This window comes from Borreliella japonica (assembly GCF_030438115.2).
In the GTDB taxonomy this organism is placed as follows: domain Bacteria; phylum Spirochaetota; class Spirochaetia; order Borreliales; family Borreliaceae; genus Borreliella; species Borreliella japonica.
Genome location: NZ_CP124062.1, coordinates 823,652 through 843,336, shown reverse-complemented (window position 1 = coordinate 843,336; position 19,685 = coordinate 823,652). Strand labels below are relative to the sequence as shown.

Annotated in this window: 16 protein-coding genes and 1 tRNA gene; 2 read left to right on the top strand and 15 right to left on the bottom strand. The window is 27.6% G+C overall.

The window, feature by feature from the left end; all coding sequences use genetic code 11:
* Positions 1-132 precede the first annotated feature (132 nt).
* From QIA21_RS04635 to QIA21_RS04625, 3 genes are read right to left on the bottom strand one after another with little or no spacing between them, the layout of a single operon-like run.
* Positions 133-666, bottom strand: coding sequence for an OmpH family outer membrane protein (locus QIA21_RS04635; protein WP_301393302.1), 534 nt, complete (start codon positions 664-666; stop codon positions 133-135).
* A gap of 19 nt (positions 667-685) precedes the next feature.
* A complete protein-coding gene (gene bamA, locus QIA21_RS04630; RefSeq protein WP_301393301.1) occupies positions 686-3,139 on the bottom strand; it encodes an outer membrane protein assembly factor BamA in 2,454 nt (817 codons plus the stop codon).
* Between the two features lie 17 nt (positions 3,140-3,156).
* Positions 3,157-7,560: a translocation/assembly module TamB domain-containing protein gene (locus QIA21_RS04625; RefSeq protein ID WP_301393300.1), complete on the bottom strand. Its 4,404-nt coding sequence runs from the start codon at positions 7,558-7,560 to the stop codon at positions 3,157-3,159.
* An 85-nt stretch (positions 7,561-7,645) separates the two neighbouring features.
* On the opposite strand from QIA21_RS04625, the gene tmk reads away from it, so the two are divergent.
* Entirely contained in the window at positions 7,646-8,254 is a 609-nt protein-coding gene (gene tmk, locus QIA21_RS04620) for a dTMP kinase (protein WP_301393299.1), read from the top strand.
* Between the two features lie 13 nt (positions 8,255-8,267).
* A complete protein-coding gene (locus QIA21_RS04615; RefSeq protein ID WP_301393298.1) occupies positions 8,268-8,897 on the top strand; it encodes a hypothetical protein in 630 nt (209 codons plus the stop codon).
* Here QIA21_RS04615 and QIA21_RS04610 read toward each other — a convergent pair.
* From QIA21_RS04610 to obgE, 12 genes are all read right to left on the bottom strand, one after another.
* The gene (locus QIA21_RS04610; protein ID WP_301393297.1) at positions 8,894-9,997 is read right to left on the bottom strand and encodes a thymidine kinase; all 1,104 of its coding nucleotides are present in this window, start codon (positions 9,995-9,997) and stop codon (positions 8,894-8,896) included. The genes QIA21_RS04615 and QIA21_RS04610 overlap by 4 nt on opposite strands.
* Positions 9,998-10,102: 105 nt before the next feature.
* Positions 10,103-11,587 (bottom strand): hypothetical protein, encoded by a 1,485-nt coding sequence (locus QIA21_RS04605; protein ID WP_301393296.1) that lies wholly within the window; start codon positions 11,585-11,587, stop codon positions 10,103-10,105.
* Between the two features lie 6 nt (positions 11,588-11,593).
* A complete protein-coding gene (gene ftsH, locus QIA21_RS04600) occupies positions 11,594-13,519 on the bottom strand; it encodes an ATP-dependent zinc metalloprotease FtsH (RefSeq protein ID WP_301393295.1) in 1,926 nt (641 codons plus the stop codon).
* Positions 13,516-14,838 (bottom strand): tRNA lysidine(34) synthetase TilS, encoded by a 1,323-nt coding sequence (gene tilS, locus QIA21_RS04595; protein ID WP_301393294.1) that lies wholly within the window; start codon positions 14,836-14,838, stop codon positions 13,516-13,518. Before tilS ends, ftsH begins: the two co-directional genes overlap by 4 nt.
* Positions 14,838-15,404: an aminoacyl-tRNA hydrolase gene (pth, locus tag QIA21_RS04590; RefSeq protein ID WP_301393293.1), complete on the bottom strand. Its 567-nt coding sequence runs from the start codon at positions 15,402-15,404 to the stop codon at positions 14,838-14,840. Before pth ends, tilS begins: the two co-directional genes overlap by 1 nt.
* 4 nt (positions 15,405-15,408) lie before the next feature.
* On the bottom strand, positions 15,409-15,957 hold the full coding sequence (locus QIA21_RS04585) for a 50S ribosomal protein L25/general stress protein Ctc (protein WP_091971591.1): 549 nt from the start codon (positions 15,955-15,957) through the stop codon (positions 15,409-15,411).
* Between the two features lie 23 nt (positions 15,958-15,980).
* Positions 15,981-16,052 (bottom strand) — tRNA-Gln (locus QIA21_RS04580).
* 61 nt (positions 16,053-16,113) lie between these two features.
* Positions 16,114-16,407, bottom strand: a complete 294-nt coding sequence (gene spoVG / locus QIA21_RS04575) for a DNA-binding protein SpoVG (protein WP_091971594.1) — start codon at positions 16,405-16,407, stop codon at positions 16,114-16,116.
* A 103-nt stretch (positions 16,408-16,510) separates the two neighbouring features.
* On the bottom strand, positions 16,511-16,861 hold the full coding sequence (gene rsfS / locus QIA21_RS04570; protein ID WP_301393291.1) for a ribosome silencing factor: 351 nt from the start codon (positions 16,859-16,861) through the stop codon (positions 16,511-16,513).
* Entirely contained in the window at positions 16,836-18,020 is a 1,185-nt protein-coding gene (locus tag QIA21_RS04565; RefSeq protein ID WP_301393290.1) for an LCP family protein, read from the bottom strand. Before QIA21_RS04565 ends, rsfS begins: the two co-directional genes overlap by 26 nt.
* The gene (gene nadD / locus QIA21_RS04560) at positions 18,017-18,598 is read right to left on the bottom strand and encodes a nicotinate (nicotinamide) nucleotide adenylyltransferase (protein ID WP_091971602.1); all 582 of its coding nucleotides are present in this window, start codon (positions 18,596-18,598) and stop codon (positions 18,017-18,019) included. The genes QIA21_RS04565 and nadD overlap by 4 nt, the downstream gene beginning before the upstream one ends.
* Positions 18,599-18,681: 83 nt before the next feature.
* A complete protein-coding gene (gene obgE / locus QIA21_RS04555; RefSeq protein WP_301393287.1) occupies positions 18,682-19,671 on the bottom strand; it encodes a GTPase ObgE in 990 nt (329 codons plus the stop codon).
* Positions 19,672-19,685: the final 14 nt, after the last annotated feature.

Below are 19,685 nucleotides of genomic sequence, written 5' to 3'. Positions count from 1 at the left end.
ATCCAAAATCATATTTAAATCAATTCTAAAATTTCACATTTTAACCTGCTATCAAAGATTAATAAAAAATAAAAAAAGAATTTTTCAATCTAATTACAGATTGAAAAAAAGCAACACCTTAAAAGGAAAATCTTAAGGATTTTTAGTATCTTTTTCTAAAAGATACTTAATAACATTGTCTGTTATATCAACAGTGCTGTTATGGTAAAGGATATACGGATTATTTTTTTTCATAATCAAAGAAAATCCATTAATTTCTGCGACATATTGAATACCGCCAAGTATTTTGCTTAAAGATTCACTATTATTATTCAAACTATTAATATTGGTCAATCTTTGCTGTTCTAAATTATTCTTTGCTAAACTAGAAACTCTCTTTAGTTCATCAACTTTCAAATTATATTGATTCCCAAAAGATCTTGCATTATCTAAATCATTATCAGCAATAGATTTATCATACATCTCTCTCAAATTCTTAAGCTCTAAATTTAAAGTATTTATTTGTTCTTGATAACGATTTTTTATTTGATCAAGATTAGCTTTTAATTGAGGATTTAAAACTTCAATCACAATTCTATCAAAATCAACAATACCTATTTTAACAACATCTATTGAAAAAACATTAAAAGACAATAAAAAAAACAAAGGCAAAATTAAAAAAAACACAAATTTCTCCATAGTATTATCAATATCTCATCTCAATTCCTAAGAAAAATTTAAACCCAGAAAAATATTTGTAATAACTGTTAGCCTTATCATTGTCAAAATAAAAAGGATAAGCTATTACAAAAGAAAGTGGCAACTGGGGCAAAAGACTTCTAATTCCAGTTCCCCAGCTAAAAGCAAAACTGCTAAAAGGTCTAAATAAAGAATTTTCTTGCCCCTCTAAAGAATAGGAAGCAAAATCTATAAAAAAGACATCCCAAACTAAAATATTTTTTAACAAAGGAATAGATATCTGCACAGTATTTACAAAGGAACTATAAATATTTTTTAAAATCCCCCAACCTCTAGCCTGCATAAAATTTTCACTAAGAACTATGTGGTGATGGGGTTGAATTTCAATTTCAAAACCATTGCCAAGAGGAGGCAATATGTTTGAATAAACACTCCTTAAGGTTAAAATAATATCAAAATAGGGAGTAAACACATCCTCATATCCTAAAAGAGAAAAATATCTCTCAAAGGTTGTAGCAGATTTAATAAAATGGCTCTGACCAAATAAAAATCCTCCGAAAAAATCAAACTGCTGCTTAAGCAAAAATCCATTATTAGATAAAGAAGTGGAATTTCTTGTATCCCAAGCCACACTCAAACTAAGAGAATTTTCAAATCTAAAAGTTTTGTAATTATCTCTTAAATAATAATTTGAAGGTCTGTTAACCTCATTATCATAAAAAACATATTTTAAAGCGGTTTGTAAAGTACCAAGAAAAGTTTGCTTACCAAGATAATTAGAAAAAGTATACCCTGTGAAACCCCCAAAACTAAGTTTAAGCAAAGAGTAATTCATAGCATTAAAATCAGAAAAGCTTTTAACATCTTGATATTCTTCCCAACTTGTAAATGGATCAGGAACTTCTCTTTTACCAGAAAAAATAGGTCCATTAATATCCTGATAAGCAGTATTAACAGAATGTGAAAAATCTACAAATCCACCTAAAGTCCATCTTTTCTGAAAAAACCAATTATCTCTAAATGTCAAACTAAGACTTTGCTCTAAAAAAGATAAATTTAATCTTGCAGCAAAATAATAACCTTCACCCAAAAAATTAGAAAGCTCCCATTGTCCAAATATTGAAAATGGAAACGAAGAATTTGAATTGCCTCCAAAATTCATACCAAATCCAAAATTACTTGTTGCTCGCTCCTCAATGTTTAAATTTATCTTCATAAGCCCTTCTGTACTACTTGGAACAATATCGGGGGTTACATTTGAAAAATAACCAAGCTGCTGTAGGTTTACCATACCCATCCTAAACTTATCCAAACTAAAAACATCTCCCTCTTGAAGAGGAATTTCTCTAAGTATTACATGCGAAGCTGTATTCTTATTTTTAGAAACAGTAATAGACTCAATGTGGGCTTTATCTTTTTCTAAAATATTAATTAAAAAATCAATAAATTCCCCTCTTATCTTTTGTGAAGGAATAATTTCTGTGAAAATATACCCCTCCTTGAAATAACTTTCCTTAATTTTGTCAAAATCTTGTTCAAATTTAGAATTATTAAAAATATCGCCTTCCTTAAAGGTAATAAAACTTTTTAATTCCTCCAAACTAAAAACTGAATTACCAAAAATTTCAAGCTTCCCAAATTTAAAAACATTGCCTTCTGAAAGAAAATATTTCAAAAAAACTTCCTTTTCTAACCTTTGAGAATCTTTAATATCAATAGTACTATTGATAATCTTAATATCAATATATCCATTATTTTTATAAAAAGACTCTAGTTGACGCTTGTCCTTATCAACATTGCTTTTTAAATATTTACCATCTGAAAAAAGAGATGCTACTCTTGATGCTAAAGATTTTCTCAAAGTGCTACTTTTAAAGCTTAAATTTCCTTCAAAGTCAATCCCTTTAACAACATATTTGGGGCCAGCTACTATATTAAAGATAATATCAACTAAATTTTCTTCTTCTTTGATTTCAAAATTTACAGAAACCTCAAAATATCCCATGTCTTTATACATTTCTTCAAGTTTTTCAAGACCTTTGTTAACACTTACAAGATTTAAAGGCTCATTAACCTTAATATTTACTTTCTCAACAAGTTCACTATTCCAAAAAACTCTACTGCTATCAGAAAAAATAACAGAATTAACTAAAGATTTTTCTTTTACAATAAATGTGATAAAAAGATCCTCACCATCTATTTTGAACACCGGATTAATAAGACCCGAAAAATAATCAAGAGAATAAAGATCAATTTGTAATTTATCAAAAATTTCATTAGAATATGCAACGCCAATATAAGGTTTTAAAATATTAATAAAATCTACCTCTTTCTTATTCTTAAGTCCTTCAAAATTAATACTCTTCATTATTTTTCCTTTGTAATTTTCAACTTGACCAAAACTAAAAACAACAAAAAACATTAAAAAACTTATGAAAACCAAACCTCTAATTGAACCCATCTTAACCTCTTAACGATTTAATATTTAAATTTCCAAGAAATACCTATGTTATTTCCTATCCCATCTAAACCTTTCTTCATGAAATTATAATCAAACTCATAATTAACCAAAAAAAATGGAGAATCAAACTCAATACCCAAATTAACAACAAAATTTAAATCTTTTGAAAAAGGGGTCATTTGTTCTTTCAAAAAACCAAAGCCTCCGCTAATAAAAACACCCTCAACAAGATATTTCCCTACCTTAACACTTGTATTGTCAAGAACATCAACAAAAGTAGGATTTCCAATTTTAAAAAAATTACTATTAATAGAATTCTTCAATATATCTGTCTTTATACTCAACAAGTCTAAGTTTAATACAGAACGCATATAATCTTCAATGGGTTGAATTAAAAAATCAAGAGCAATGTCACTTACTATTCCAATTGCCATTTCAGCAGCATTAGTCCCTGCCGATCGCAATCCCCCCTCAGATCCTCCCATTGTTGAGCCTGAAAGCAAATATTTAATCTCCTGTTCGGTCCTAGGAGGATAAGACATAAACTCAATTTTCCATAAGCTCAAAGGACTATCAATACTTATTGTAACAAGCAGTTTATCATTTCTATCTTTAATAGTATTTGTAGCCTCCGCTTTGATCCATGGATCAAATTTAGTTCTGCTCTCATTAAAAGATATATAAGCTCCACTTTTAAAGATAAATTTTTTATTATTATAATTAACAAAACCACTTGCAATATTTAAATCCCCCTTAAGAATAAAATCATCTGTTTTTGTGTCAGATTTTATTACAAGCTTATCCCCTCTTGAAATAGTAGCTTGTAAAAACGAAATATTACTATCTGGCCAATGGAAAGTAACACCGCTGTCAAAATTTATCTCAAGATGAGTCAAAATATCAAAATCTCGGGCATTAATATCAACCGTTTGCGCTCTTTTTGATTGCTTGAAGGGATTTACTAATAAATCAACAATAGAACTTTCAAGAGAATAAACCCAAGCATTTGAAATATTTAAAATGCCTTTAAACATAATTTCATCAGCATTTCCTTCAATTGAAAAATCACCTAAAGCATAACCTGTAAAACTTAAAGCAATTTTGTCAAATTTAATAGGAACTCCTGTCCTGCCAGTCACATTAATATCTATTTTGTAATAATCAATAATAGTATCACTTAAAAAATTTAAATTTAAACTAGTAGAAACAAAAATCTTAGAGTATCTATCTAGATTAAACTCATTGCTAAAAATGATTTTATTGTCCTTAATTTCAACTGGCATATCAAATATTTCTAAAGTTCTATCACCACCAAACTTTCTAGAAGCTCTTAAATACTCAGTACTTATTGATCCTTTTTGAATATTTAAACTCCCGTTAATATTAGGATTATACAAGTCTCCATCAATATCAAATTCACCATTTAAAACAAGATCATAAAGAATCAAATGATTGTCAATATTAAATAAAGAATGTGAATCTAAAAAATCTTTAGTAATTATTTTTGAATCAAATTTAATATCTTTGACATTTCCAAGAATTTTATTTTTAATTATTTTGCCTGACGAATTAAAACTAATAGGCAAATAATCTTTTAAAATAAAACTATATTCTCCACTACCATAATGGTATAAAACATCAATAAGATCATAATCAATTGAAGCCATATTAAATTTTTCAAAATCATTACTAAATTCGACCGTAAGATTCGATAAAAACTCATTTTTATATTTAACATCTCTAAAGGAAAATTCACCCTCTGTTTTGATTTTCAAAACTCCAAATCGCTCTTCATCCTTACTTTCAAAGTTTCTAAAATTTGCATTAAACTTATAAGAAAGTAAGTCGCTATTAAAAACTATATTAGATACACCTATAGAGCTGATTAGATCATATCTTAGACTGCCAGTAAGAAATTCTTTTTTATTGCGCTTTGCTTTTATATCATATATGTTGAGTTTATTGTCCAACAATCCTAAATTCATAGAAAACTGCATGGGAATACCCAATAAAGTTAATTTATCGGCTTCAAGATATCCACTCAAAGAATAATTTTTAAAATCATTCTTTTTAAAATTCAGCAAAAAATTACCATTAACCTTCCCTTCTAAAAGGGATGAAGAACTAAAATTGTAAAAATCTAAATCTTGAAATTTAAGCAAAAAATAACTTCCATATTCATCGGAATTAACCCCTAAAAAATATCGTTCTGAATTTAAGCTAGAAAATAAATTCAAACTTCCACTAAAATCATCTTTTAAATTGAATTGTCCATATCCTTGCAAATTTGAAAGCTTGTTTACGAACTTAACATCGGAAATATACAATTTATCATATTCATATAAACCCTTAAAACCAAAATTAAAATTATAAGAGGATATTTTAGAAACTTTTATTATACTAAACTTATCTATTTTCAATTTCAAATCTTCATTAAGGCCTAAATAGTTCCCATGAAAATTTATATTTATCAAAAGATCAGAAGTTTTATTGTAAACCCTAAAATCATTAACATTAAGGGCATAAATTATCTTGGAATCAAAATAATTGAAATCTAATTTGATGCCAAGAGGAGATTCGGCAACAATAAACTTATTTTTAAGATTAACATTGAAGTGCAAGGGATAATTTTTATCCAAATAAGAAAAATTACTGCTAACATTAAATCCATTTTCAAATAGCTCAAAAAATAAACTGGAATGCAAATTGTGCTCATTGTATTGCAAATCAAAATTGTTTGATTTGTAAAAATTTTTTTCTCCACTAGCATCAAAAACGAATTTAAAATTATCTAACTTTGAAAATACTATAAAATTGAATTTTTTTAATCTATTTTTATGGTAATCGAATTTATTCAAATTAAAATCAGAAACTAAATTTAAATATTTACCTGAAAGTAAAGTCTTTGGAAAAAGATTTATTAAATAAGAACTAGGAATAACTTCTTTTAAAAAAAGCAAAGGAAACTCTTTAATGCCTAAATTGAAAGAAAATTCTTCATCATTAAGATCGCCTTTTAAAGAAATTTCAGAATTTTCATTTTCTAAGTAAATCAAATAGTCAACAAAAATTTTATCCTTTAAAAACCAAGTTTTTAAACTTAAATTTTGGAAATTAAGATTTCCAAGACTAAAATTATCAGACTTAACCGAAAAAATATTCTTATCTTTTTTAAAATCCAAATACCCATTTAAGTCGTTAAAGTTTAAAATTTTTGCAGACTTAAAATTAAGACGGCCTATTGGAAGCAAGTCTTTTATAGAATAATAACCTTTATAGTTTACAACACCTCTTTTGAGCTTTAAAAATGCATTCTTAACACTTACAATATTATCATCTCCTTTGATTTCAAGTTGTAAGCCTTGAATTTCTTTACCTATAGTATCTACATTCAAAGAAGAGTCTATTATTCCTGCATATCTTAAATCTTTATCTTTAAAATCATAAGAAAATGCCAACTGACCATTTAAACTTATATCAAAATAATCTTTATAAACTTCAAAATCTTTGTTTAACTTAATCCAATCTAAAAGATTAACATTGAAAAATAAAGCATCTAATCGAATAAAACCATTATCTTTGTCGTAACTTAAATTAAAATCAAAATTATCCCTTTGTAAATTAAAAATTTTTAAATTTCCTTTTGAATAATTTATTTGGAATCCTTGCTCAAGTAAAGAAAAATAGCTTGTTTTAAATTCAAAAAAACTAAAATTAACATAACCATCCTCAAAGCCTTTTTTGAATTTCCCCTCAAAATAGAAAGTTGAATCTAAAATTCCATCATCAACTCCTTCAGACGGTAAATTAATTCCTAAATTTTTAACAAAACTAAAATCTACTACAGAACTGAATAAAAAATCTTCATCTACGGTGCTTAAGGAAAAATTTTTAACTTTAAAATTCAACCAACTATTATTTTCATTAAGCTTAATATTAATATTAATATTTTCTAAATTAATATTTAGTCTATAAAGATAGTGTAAAATTTTATTGAAAATTGCATTTTCATTCTCAGAATAAACATTCCTGGAATTTGAATCATCGGATAAACTAAAATCGTTTATATCAAAATTCAAATTACTCCCTTTAACATAAACATTTAAAATAATATTTTCATCACCTAAAATTAATTTGAATAGGTTTAAATCTACCCTAACAACATCCATTAATATTTTATCTTTTCCATCTAAGCTTAGCTCCAAACCGTCTATTTTGATGGATGATAAAAAATAAGGTGAAATTTTATCATATTTAATACTAAAGCCAAATTTTGATTCAAGATATTTTACAACAAAAAACTTTGCAGAATAAATTTGAACTTGAACAAATAGATTAATAGAAAAAATTATTAAAACAAAAATGAAAAATGGTAAAATCAACAATAAAAATGTCTTATTTCTAAAAAACTCCAAATTCATACACTCATATATTGATAATTATTATTATATAATAATTATCAATAACCTAATTGTTGGCATTAAAAGAAAGGAAGAAAAAATATTTGTGATTAAAATATTAAAAAACTTTTATTGCGTAGAAGGAATTGATGGAAGCGGAAAAACAAGCATCATCAACAAGTTAAAAACTCTTTGCAACGATGAATCAAAATACTATTTTACAAAAGAACCATCAAGTGGAATAATTGGAGAAATGATAAAAGAGCAATTAATAAATTTTAAAAATCCTTTAAAAGAATCAACATTTGCATATCTTTATGCAGCAGATCGACACGATCATTTATATAAAAAAGGTGGAATATTAGAAATATTAAACACAAAATCTATAAAAATAATAACTGACCGCTATTTATTCTCATCAATTGCCTATCAAGGAAAATTGGGATATGAATTAAATAAAAATTTTCCATTGCCTGAAAAGGTATTCTTTATTGAAACAGATCCAAACACAGCTTATGAAAGAATACAAAAACATAGAACACAAAGTGACCTTTTTGAGCTTGAAAAATACAAAACTTTTGAACAAATTGCTCTACAATATTTAAAAACATTTAAAAAACTAGAAAAAAAAATCAATGTGATTTACATTGACAACTCGACAAAAGATAATTTAGATAAAAACGCAAAAAAAATTTTTAATCTAATAAAATTCTAATATAATTAGTCATATGATTAATTGTATTTTTAAAAATACCACTTTCCAAATAAATTTAATTTTATTTCTTTTAGTAGCAGTTGCAAAGATAAATGCATCGTCCAAATTTTATTATGCAGAACAATGGTATGTAATCTTTAACACTCAAATGAAAAAAAACCCTGAAAACTATAAAAAAAATATATTTTTTCTTCAAAAAGCCTTAAAATATCCATTTGGCAATCCAAAATACTCACTAACTAGAATAGAAACAAAAGAGCAGTGGACTAAATATAAACTTCTTTTCAAAATGCATGTAAATCTACTCCTAGTTAAGCAAAATTTATATTTAGGAAATTTATTCGACACAAGAAATTCATATTTTTTCAAAACTCCAGAAAAAAATGAAATTATTCTAAATTTAGAAAAATCAGAAAAATTATATAAAATGGCTATTAACTACTACGATGAAGCACTAAAATACCATAAAAATCTTGAAAAATATGAATTTGTTAAACTAGAAAACGACGGAATAACAAACTGGGAAAACGAATATCATAAAATTTCCCTTAAAGATTTCAATTACTATGACATTATTAAAAAAGAACTGCTGAGAATTGCTGAAACTAAAGCATTTTTTGAAAAAAGCTCAAACTATTATTAAAAAAATTCTTTGCCCTCTCTGGAAAAAAAAATTTTATTTATATAATCCTTATTTAGAGAAAATTTAAAAACAAGATCCTTAAAATTATCTTTACTCAAAATACTATATTCTGAAAAAAGGGTTATCAACGCTCTTTCTGCTAAAAAAGGCAACTCTAAAATATTTCTTAAAATTTCAGCTCTAAATTCACACATTTTCTCACTATTTAAAGAATTTGCAAAATTAGAATTTTCAACATCAGTACTTAACGCTACAATTTCATTTTCAAGAAATTTTTTATCTCCTTGTGAATATAACAAGGCAAATGGCTTTAAAAAAGAAAAAAAATATTCTTTGCCCACAAGATAATGGTGCATTGAACATCTTGTAGCGTAATTTGGGTAAATAGTAGATTCAATCTCTTCATCACCACCAACAATAAGCAGAGGATCAAAATAAGGGGCTGGAATTTCTTTGTTGTTGTAAAAATAATACCTATACGAAAAAAAAGATTCTTCCATGCAATCAATATGACCACAATAAGCCCCAAGCTTATAAATTTTATCTGAATATTCTACCAAAAGTTTAGCAGTATCATTAAAAGATTCTTTTCTGAAATTATAAAGCAATGTAGGCAATATAAATAAAACATTCTCATTTGATGAAATTTTATTTAAAACAAAAATCAAACGTTCATCATAAAAACATGCCTCATCGATAATAAAAGTACCACAACTGGGATTAGAAGCTATTAAGTTTTCAATATCAAAAGAGCTACTGGCAAAACCAATCTCGTCAATTTTATCTTTTCCACCACCTCTATATGGTATTACATTCTCTGGAAAATCCTGAAACCTCCTCTTGTCAAGAAAATTTCTAATAAAAAATACATTAACCCTGCTCCTATTTCCTTTAATAATATTGCCTAACACTTTGAAAGATTTTTTCCTTACGACAAGAGAATCCTTATAAATTTTTGCGGCATATTCTGTTTTTCCACTCCCCATAGGACCAACTACAAGAATTAAATTCATTTTGATCTTAAAGTCAAAATGACTAATAGAGACAATGTTATTCAATTGAGAATCCTCTTTATTAGCAAAATCTAAGCAAAAACCCAAAAATTCCCCCTGAAGTAAATTCAACCTCAATCATACAAATAAAGAACATATAAAAAACATCCACATTAAAAATCCAAAAATTAATGCTTAGGACTTTTTTGAAAGTTATTGCTCAAAAGAATAATAACTTTCAAAAGAATCATCGTCCAACAAAGCTTTCTTTATTTTTAATTTATCTTTCTCATAAATCTCAATATAATTAAATTTTTTAGAGCCATTAACTTTTCTATAAATTGAAACCAAACTTCCAACCACATAATTTTTAATTTCTACTAAATTAAATCCAAAATATTTTTTTTTACTTATTAAACTTGATCTAATATCTAAAACAGAAATGTTTTCAAAAAATAAATTTAAAGCGGAAGGTAGAAAAAAATCTTTAATGTCCATCAAGAACAATTCCTTAATACCAAGATTATTAAAATCATAGTCCAAATTGTTAAAAAGATTAAGCTTAAAAGTATGCAAAGCAAAGGTATAAACATCCCTTTTATCGGGATATTGAACCTCAATCATATCAACGTAAGGATAAGCAGAATAATTTATTTTATAACCAAGCAAATCATTCTCATAATAAACTGGAAACTTGTCTTTAAAATAAACTTTATTAAAATATCTATTATTTAAGCTAAATTTATTGCTAAAATCTACTATTCCCGAAAAAATACCTACCAAAACTCCATCTTTAAGTATGGCAATATTATTTTTATTATCAATGCAATAAATTCCTGATAATCTTTTACAATCTTCTAAAAATTCACTCTTCATGTCGGGCTCCTCTAAAAGATCATAAAACATTTTATATTCATTTATTGTTTCAGGAGGAAATTTTTTAAAAGCACTATAAGCTTCAGCCGAATCTAAAAGTTTATACTTTAAAAAATAAATACTATGAATTCCATTATATTCTTTAATTTTGCCCTTAAGAAAAGAAAATAAAGAAACAGAATTGTCATAATTAAAATCTGAATTTCTAAATATATAATTAATATTTTCAGCTGTAAAGAAAAAATCTTCTTTAGATTTAATCGTATTAAAAATGCTAAAAAAAAACCTATCTTCTTTTAAAAACCACTTAAAAAATAAAAAATCATTGCCATACAATGAGAAAGCTTTAAGTAAAATTTTTTTAAAATCATCCCCAAAACTTTCAAGTCTTCCGGAAGCTTCAAGTCTCATGCAAATTAAATCTTTATCTATTTGCAACTCTTCATTTAAATTTTCATACAAAGAAATAACTTCTTTATACATATTCTTATTTTCATTTTGCCTTAAAAGCAACTCAAAATAATATGTGTATATTTCTTTAAGGGGGGTTGCTTTAAAATTATTAATATTAATTGCTTTTTTTAATAAATAAATCCTATCTATTAAATCAATATCCTCTTTTAATGCAAGCTCATAAAGAGCATCTGAAGCTAGCAAATTAAAATCAAGAGATCCATAAATTAAATCATTTGCTTTTTGAAAATCGGAAAAATTTTTATACTCATTGAAAAGAATACTTGAAATACCTTCATCTTCTTCGATTAAAGCTGCTTCTAAGTTTATAGAAATAAAAAGAATCAAACCCATCTTTAAATAAAACATAAACACTTACCCCTGGCTTTTTGTATCTTCCTCCTTTACTTCTTTTGCCGTAGAATCCACAAATAAATCATATTCATCTTTGTTTACTTCAAACCCCAAAAGCTCTCTCACTTCCTTGTCTGTCAAAGTTTCCTTCAAAACAAGTTCTTTTGCTAGCTTAACAAGTTGATCTTTATGCTTTACAAGAATATCTGATGCCTCTTTTAAACATTTCTCAAGTATTCTTTTTACCTCTTTGTCAACTTTATCAGCAGTGTTCTCAGAATAAGCCTTAGACTTTGAAAACTCTTTTGGAAGAAAAATGGGTGTTTCATCATCTACTAAAAATATTGGACCAACTTCTTCACCCATCCCCCACTCCATAACCATTTTTTTAGCCAAACTAGTAGCTTGCATTAAATCATTTTGAACACCCGCTGTTGTAACTCCCAAATTTATTTGCTCGCTAGCATAACCACCATAACATATCTTTATTTTATCAAGAATTTGGTGCTTGTTTATTGAAAGTCTATCTTCCCTTGGAAGCGAAAATGCAACACCAAGTGCCCTGCCCCTTGGAATAATAGTAACCTTATGGAGTGGATCAGCATGTTCAAGATAATAATGAAGCAAAGCGTGACCTGCCTCATGATAAGCCGTCTCGAGCTTTTGCCTATCAGTAATAGTCATGGATTTTTTGGCAACTCCCATCAATATTTTATCTCTAGCTTCTTCCATATCCTTCATTAAAATTTCATCTTGATTATTCCTTGCAGCTATTAAGGCTCCTTCATTAATTAAATTTGCAAGATCAGCACCGCTAGCTCCAGGAGTAGCTCTTGCTATTACTTGTAAATTAATATCTTTTGAAAGCTTTGTTTTTGAAGAATGGATATTTAATATTGCTTCTCTTTCCTTAATATCAGGCAAAGAAACTGTTACTTGCCTGTCAAATCGCCCAGGCCTAAGCAAAGCAGAGTCAAGAACATCTGGACGATTTGTGGCTGCCATAACAATTACATTGGTATGTGTTCCAAATCCATCCATTTCAACCAATAGCTGATTAAGGGTTTGCTCTCTTTCATCATGACCACCACCAAGCCCTGCACCACGACTACGACCAACAGCATCAAGCTCATCGATAAAAATGATGCATGGAGAATTTTTTCTAGCATTATCAAATAAATCTCTAACACGGCTTGCTCCAACTCCAACAAACATTTCAACAAAATCTGAACCTGACATGTGAAAAAAACTAACCCCAGCCTCACCAGCAACGGCTTTGGCAAGCAAAGTCTTACCAGTACCTGGAGAACCAACCAAAAGCACTCCTTTAGGGATTTTCGCACCTATTTTTTCAAATTTTTTTGGATTTTTAAGAAATTCAACAACTTCGAGAAGTTCTTGCTTAACCTCTTCTTGACCGGCCACATCTTTAAAGGTAATTTTATTCTTCCCAGCTTCATACTTTTGAGCATTACTTTTTCCAAATGTAAAAACTTTTCCACCACCACCTTGAGTTTGCCTAAATATAAAGAAAAAGAAAATAAAAAATAAAACCCATGGCAAAGTTTGTAATAAAACCCCAATCAAAGAAGCTTGACTTTTTCCTGAGCTAAGCTCAACTTTTTTACTTTTCAACTCTGAAAGCAGATTTATATCAAGATAAGGAATACTGGTAGAAAAATAAGATTTTGCAAAGTTAGAACCCTTAACAACAAATTGAATCAAATTTTTATCAATTATTACTACAGACTCAACTAAACCATTGTCCAAATAACTCTGAAATGTGCTATAAGGAACATTTTTATAACTTTCCCCTCCTCTTATAAAATATGACATAAATACTGCAGAAATTAAAAAAATAACAACAAGCCCTAAAATCCAATTTTTATTCTTCTTTTTATTATTATTAGATTTTCCATTGTTATTCGTATTATTATTGCCATTCATTCCTTTAAAAGTCCTCCAATCAAAGATATACTAATTTTTTTAAGAATACTTTTTTCGCTCCATACTAAGTTTAAAGTATTTAAATCAATAATTCCAATTAATCTGTTATCTAATGCTAATAACATTAAATAAATCGGATTGCACCTTATAAACTTAGAAAAAAACTTTTTAGCTTTAAATTTATCCTTAAAAAATTTATATCTAAACTCATAAGAACAACATTTTAACCTTGACACAGAAGCTGCATTGCACTCTAAACATTTTAGCAAAATCTTACCTAAAGATAAACTATGCCATTTGCCAACTTCCAAAATAAAATCAAAAGGTTTGTAAAATTGTTCATCTCTTTTAAAAATCAAATTAATTTTATTATGCCTTTTTTCTAAAATAAAATCATTGGTTTTTAACAACACATTGTTCTTCTTTCTATCAAGCTCTACTTTAAATACTTCATTGAGAGCTTTATAAGAGACCTTAGCTACAATTCCTTCTGAATTTAAAATTTTAAAAATCAATCTAAACACTAAATATCTAGGAAAATCTAAAAAAGTTTTCAAATCAAAAGAATAATAATATTTACCCTTTTCAACAGGAAAAAATTCATCTTTTTCAAAATAATCTGTAAATTCTTTTGAAAATTTAGATATTCTCTTAAGACATTTTTCATACCCTTTAAAAATATTTTTTATCGAAGGTAGTAAATTATTTCTAATCCTATTTCTTAGATATAAATCTTTAGCATTTGTACTATCAACAAAAAAGCTAACATTATTCAAAGATAAAAAATTCTCAATTTCTAGTCTTGTAACCTCGAGTAAAGGTCTTATAATATTTTTATTGACACCAGGAATACCTGCAAGACCATCCAAAAAAGATCCTTGAAAAAATCTCATAATTACTGTCTCAATCTGATCGTTCTCGTTATGAGCAAGTGCAATATAATTTGCACCATTTTCTTTAAGAGCATTTTCTAAAGCATTATACCTGCATTTCCTTGCAAGTTCTTCAATAGATACTCCCAACCTAACCGACTCACTTTTTATATTTATATCACATTTTTTAATTTGCAAAGCAATGTTATAAAAATTACAAAACCTCTTTACATGCTCTATTTCTTGATTTTGCTCATTATCAGATCTAATAAAATGGGCAAAATAAAATGCAACAATATTATTGCTCAAATAATATTTCAAATTCAATAATAAAGTTGTAGAATCAGCCCCTCCAGAAAAAGCAACAATAACCCGATTTTTATTTAAAGAATTTTTTTTATAAAATTTATCTATTTTAATTTGAATATTATCGTCTAAAAAATGCATTAAAAATTACTAGAATTGATTTTTTGCATCTTATTTTTAAAATTGGCTTCGTTAATATCAATTAACTCATCACTTAAAAAGTCATATAATTTTTCAAGCCTATCTATTTCGTCTTTACAAAATTTAGAAAGAACAAAACTCTTTATATCGCGCATAACATTGCTTCCAACTCCAATATAAAGCCTACTATAATTAGAGCTTCCAAGAACACTTGAAATTGACTTAAGTCCATTATGGGTAGATATACCGCCCCGCTCTTTAAGTCTACATTTCCCCAAAGGAAGATCAACATTGTCAAGAATCACTAATAAATTCTTCATACACATACAAAAATCTGAAAATATTGAAGGAAACAAAGATCCACTTAGATTCATATAAGTCAACGGCTTAACCAAAACTACTCTTTGAGAAATCATTCTTAACTCTGAATATTCATATTTTTTTTTTCTCTTTAAAAAAAGACCATTCTTGAAAACAATTTTATCTAAAAGAGAAAAGCCAACATTATGCCTAGTTAAAGAAAATTCTAATCCAGGGTTTCCTAATCCAAGTATCAACAACCCCATAAAATCACTTTATAATAACAACTTCCAAATTTTCGTCATTTTCTGCAAGCTTAACATTAGAAGGCAACACAAGATCTTTAAGAAGAACACTGTCTCCTTTATTAACAGGGGTTAAATCAAGCTCTATGAACTCTGGCAAATCTAAGGGCAAAGACTTTACCTTAACTTGCTCTTTTAAAACAGTCAAAATTCCGCCTTCTTTAACCCCAACAGAAGCTCCAACAAGCTTAATAGGAACATGTTTTTCAAGCTCAACAAGCCTATCTACCTCGTAAAAATCAATATGATAAATAAGCTTGCGGGCAACATTTTCCGCAACATCTTTAACAAAAACACATCTTTCAAGCTTGCCATCATCTAATATTAAGACAGTATTATCTGTAAACTTTGCAAATTTCTTATTAAAATCACTACTCTTGATTTTCAAATGTAAAACATCATTACCCTGTCCATAAACAACGGCTGGTATTTCATATTTAGCTCTTATTCTGCGAGCATTAGAAGACCCAAAGCTTGATCTATATTGGCAACTTAAAACCCTGCTATTTTCCACCAAAAAACTCCTAATGTAAAATACTGGGACGGAAGGATTCGAACCCTCGAATGACTGGACCAAAACCAGTTGACTTACCGCTTGTCGACGTCCCAAATACCTTAATACTTACAATTGACAAGCATACAAGATACAACACGCTTTGTCAATAATTATTTAAAAATCTAATTCAAGCTCAAGATCAGCTGGATTTTCTCTTATATATTCCTTAAAAATAGAAGTTTGCAAAGTTTTCCTAAAGTCCTGACTAATAGGATGCACAATATCTTTATACTCACCAACTCTAGTCCTTCTGTTAGGCATAGCAATAAATACTCCCTTTTGCCCTTTAATAACTCTAATATTGTGAAGAACTAAGCAATTGTCAAAAGTAACTGCAACATATGCTAATAATTTAGAACCAGAATTTTTACCTTCAACTTTCTTAATCCTTATGTCTGTAATATCCACTTATAAGCCTCCCGCAAAAAGTACATACCTTAAATCTAAAATATTTTCTATTTTTTGTAAACATATTTTTATGATATTTTTAGTTTTTTTAATTAAACAGTAATTAAGGATAAATAATAATTCCTTTAGACCATATTTTTTCAAGCTCATAGTATTCTCTAGACTTTTCACTCATTAAATGAATTACCAAATTTTCAGCTGAGACAACAGTCCAATCATAAACTAATCCTTTTCCTTGGACATTAAGATTAATTTTTTTTTCTTTAAAAAATTTAACTATCTTATCAGCATACAAAGCTTCCATCTGTTTAAATGATACAAAAGTAGCTATTACGAAAAAATCAGTCCAATTGCAAATATTGCTAACATTAATACCTATAACGTTAATTCCATTAAAATCGCTTATTATTTTGCATAAAGCATTAATATCACTTGCTTTTAACGTATCTTCCATCAAAATCATCTCCTAAAACAACTATTACATCAGGATTAATATCAAGATTATCAAGCTCTAAAAATCTTTTAGCTTGAATTTCAGAAATTGGCTTAATATTCGCGGTTTTAATTGCCTCCCCAACTCTAACAGCCATTTCTAAATTATCCGAATTATTTATAATCAAGGTATTTTTATAAGAATTTTTATCTGCATTACCAAATTTTAAAACTTTAAATTTTAAAGAATTAAAAATATTTGTTGTTTTTTTTGCAAGTCCAGCAACTTTTGTTCCATTTAGAATAATAATCTTTACTATCTCTTCTGCGCCTTCATTAATCAACTCTTTATTTAATTTGTCCACAGATTCTTTTAAAATAGCGCCTCCATAATAAGGAAAAACCACCTTTATCAAATTATTATCATTATCCTTGAAAATCTCTTCTTGTCCTTTAATATTAATAGGAATAATTTTATCATTATTTATTTTATAATTTTTAACAATATACTTAAAAACAACCTCTGAAAGGTTAGTATCTAGCATAGAATAGATTTTAAAAAAATTGTCATTTTCAATACCAAAATCTGAAATTTTAAAAAGAAGTTTTTTAAAAAACTCTTTAAAAAACTCAATTCTCTCTTCAAATTGATTAACATCATTGAAATATCTCAAATAATCATAAACTTTATCACCATCAAAATTAGAAGTACCGGAGGGTATCAAAATAGAATCCTCAAAACTATAAATTTTTACTGGATTTTTGACAAGAAGTCTAACCCCTCCTAAGTAATCAATAAGTTTAACAAAATTTTCTTTTTGAAAACGAATATAATAATCTGATTCATGGGATAATTGTGTATAAATTTTAGATAAAAACTTATTAAAAGAATTTTTTTTGTAAAGATCTTTAAACCAAGATATATTACCTTTTAAATCTTCATATCCAGTATGAACTGGAATGTCTAAAAAACCAATATTTCCTGTTTTTATATTGATAAAAATTTCTTGCATACTTACAAGATTTTTGTTAAGATCTTCTACCAGAAACAAAAAACTAATATTGCTCTTTGTATTAAGTTCGAAGTAAACCAACTCTTCCTTAGAACTTCTAATAAAAAAAATTGCTACACTTGCTATTATCAGAACAATTAAAACTAAAAAAATTAAATCCTTTCTCAAACATTTACCTTTTTAACATATAAATTATTATCTTTAATGTATTTTAACACACCAAAGGGTAGCAAATAGCTAACAGGAAATCCATTAGCAATTCTACTTCTAATCTCTGATGAGGAGATCGGTATTATTTTATTATCTACATAAATATGTTTAAAAGAACTTTTTAGCCTCTCTTTGTAGACTCTGTGAGCAATAACAAGATCAACGGAGCTTGCAATACTTTGGGGATCTTTCCATGAATCAAAATTTTGGAAAAGATCATCACCAATAACCAAAAAAAGTTTATCGTTTTTATATTTTTTCTTAACACAAGAAATAGTATCAACAGTATAAGTTATACCGCCATTTATTATGTCACAATCATCTATGAACATTTTACTTTCATTCTCTAATGCAAGCTTGAGCATATCTATTCTATTTTGAACACTAACATTCTCCTCAATCAATTTATGAGCCGGATTACAAGTAGGAATAAATATTACTCTATCAACATTTAATAAACACTCTATCTCTTTAGCCAAAAAAATATGCCCAATATGAACTGGATTATAAGTACCCCCTAATATTGCAATTCTCATGAATCATTTTTCCTTAAATCAAATAAATTTGACATCCAAAAACCAAGTCCTAAAAATAAAAAAGCCCAGAATAAAAATCAATTTTATTCAAAAGTTTTAGCTAAAATAAAAAATTCTTTAACAAGTTCATCAATCCCTTTATTCTCATAAATAGAGATACCGATAATCTTTTCTTTTCCTAAGGCTTTTGTCAAGAAATCAAAATTTTTCACAGAACTATCCAAATCAAGCTTATTGGCAATAATAATTTTTTTTTTATTAAAAAGCTTGTAACTATAAGATTTTAATTCATTTAAAAGAATGTTGTATGATTCTAAAAAATTTGCCTCAGAAACATCAATCACTAAAGCTAAAATTTTAGTTTTGGCAATATGTTTTAAAAATTTAGTTCCAAGCCCTACTCCATAACTAGCACCTTCAATTATTCCTGGAATATCTGCAATTATTAAATCATCATAAGAACATCTAAGTACACCAAGATGGGGAGTCTTTGTTGTAAAAGGATAATTTGCGACCCTAGATTTTGCTGAAGTTATTCTATTAAGAAGAGAAGATTTACCAGCATTAGGAAGCCCAACAAGTCCAATATCTGCCACCAAAAAAAGTTCAAGACGCACATTCAAACTATTACCTGATTCTCCGGGTTGAGCAAATCTTGGCGCTCTTCTAACTGAAGTTTTAAAATTACAATTACCAAGACCACCTCTGCCACCCTTTAAAATAACAAATTCGTCATTTAAGTTTTCAAGCTTACACAAAAAAGTTCCATCATTTTCATTATAAATGTCTGTATTTGGAGGAACAAAAAGAATTAAATCTTTACCATTAGCACCACTTCTCTTAAAGCCCATTCCAGGTTTCCCATTTTCAGCACAAAGCACATGCCCATTTTTATAAAAAGATAAAGTGCGAAGATTTTCTCTTACCTTAAAAATTACACTCCCACCACTCCCACCATTTCCACCATCTGGACCACCCTTTGCATTAAATTTTTCTCTTAAAAAAGAAACGCACCCAGAACCACCATTGCCTGAAGCCACCGTTATATTTACAGAATCCTTAAAGTTATACAAACTTTCTCCAATTT

Bases quoted from the DNA above. Each gene is read 5' to 3' on its own strand.
- QIA21_RS04605 (WP_301393296.1), bottom strand. From the start codon at position 11,587: ATGTTTTATTTAAAGATGGGTTTGATTCTTTTTATTTCTATAAACTTA.
- rsfS (WP_301393291.1), bottom strand. From the start codon at position 16,861: ATGGAAGATACGTTAAAAGCAAGTGATATTAATGCTTTATGCAAAATA.
- ftsH (WP_301393295.1), bottom strand. From the start codon at position 13,519: ATGAATGGCAATAATAATACGAATAACAATGGAAAATCTAATAATAAT.
- QIA21_RS04615 (WP_301393298.1), top strand. From the start codon at position 8,268: ATGATTAATTGTATTTTTAAAAATACCACTTTCCAAATAAATTTAATT.
- tilS (WP_301393294.1), bottom strand. From the start codon at position 14,838: ATGCATTTTTTAGACGATAATATTCAAATTAAAATAGATAAATTTTAT.
- QIA21_RS04625 (WP_301393300.1), bottom strand. From the start codon at position 7,560: ATGAATTTGGAGTTTTTTAGAAATAAGACATTTTTATTGTTGATTTTA.
- bamA (WP_301393301.1), bottom strand. From the start codon at position 3,139: ATGGGTTCAATTAGAGGTTTGGTTTTCATAAGTTTTTTAATGTTTTTT.
- pth (WP_301393293.1), bottom strand. From the start codon at position 15,404: ATGGGGTTGTTGATACTTGGATTAGGAAACCCTGGATTAGAATTTTCT.
- nadD (WP_091971602.1), bottom strand. From the start codon at position 18,598: ATGAGAATTGCAATATTAGGGGGTACTTATAATCCAGTTCATATTGGG.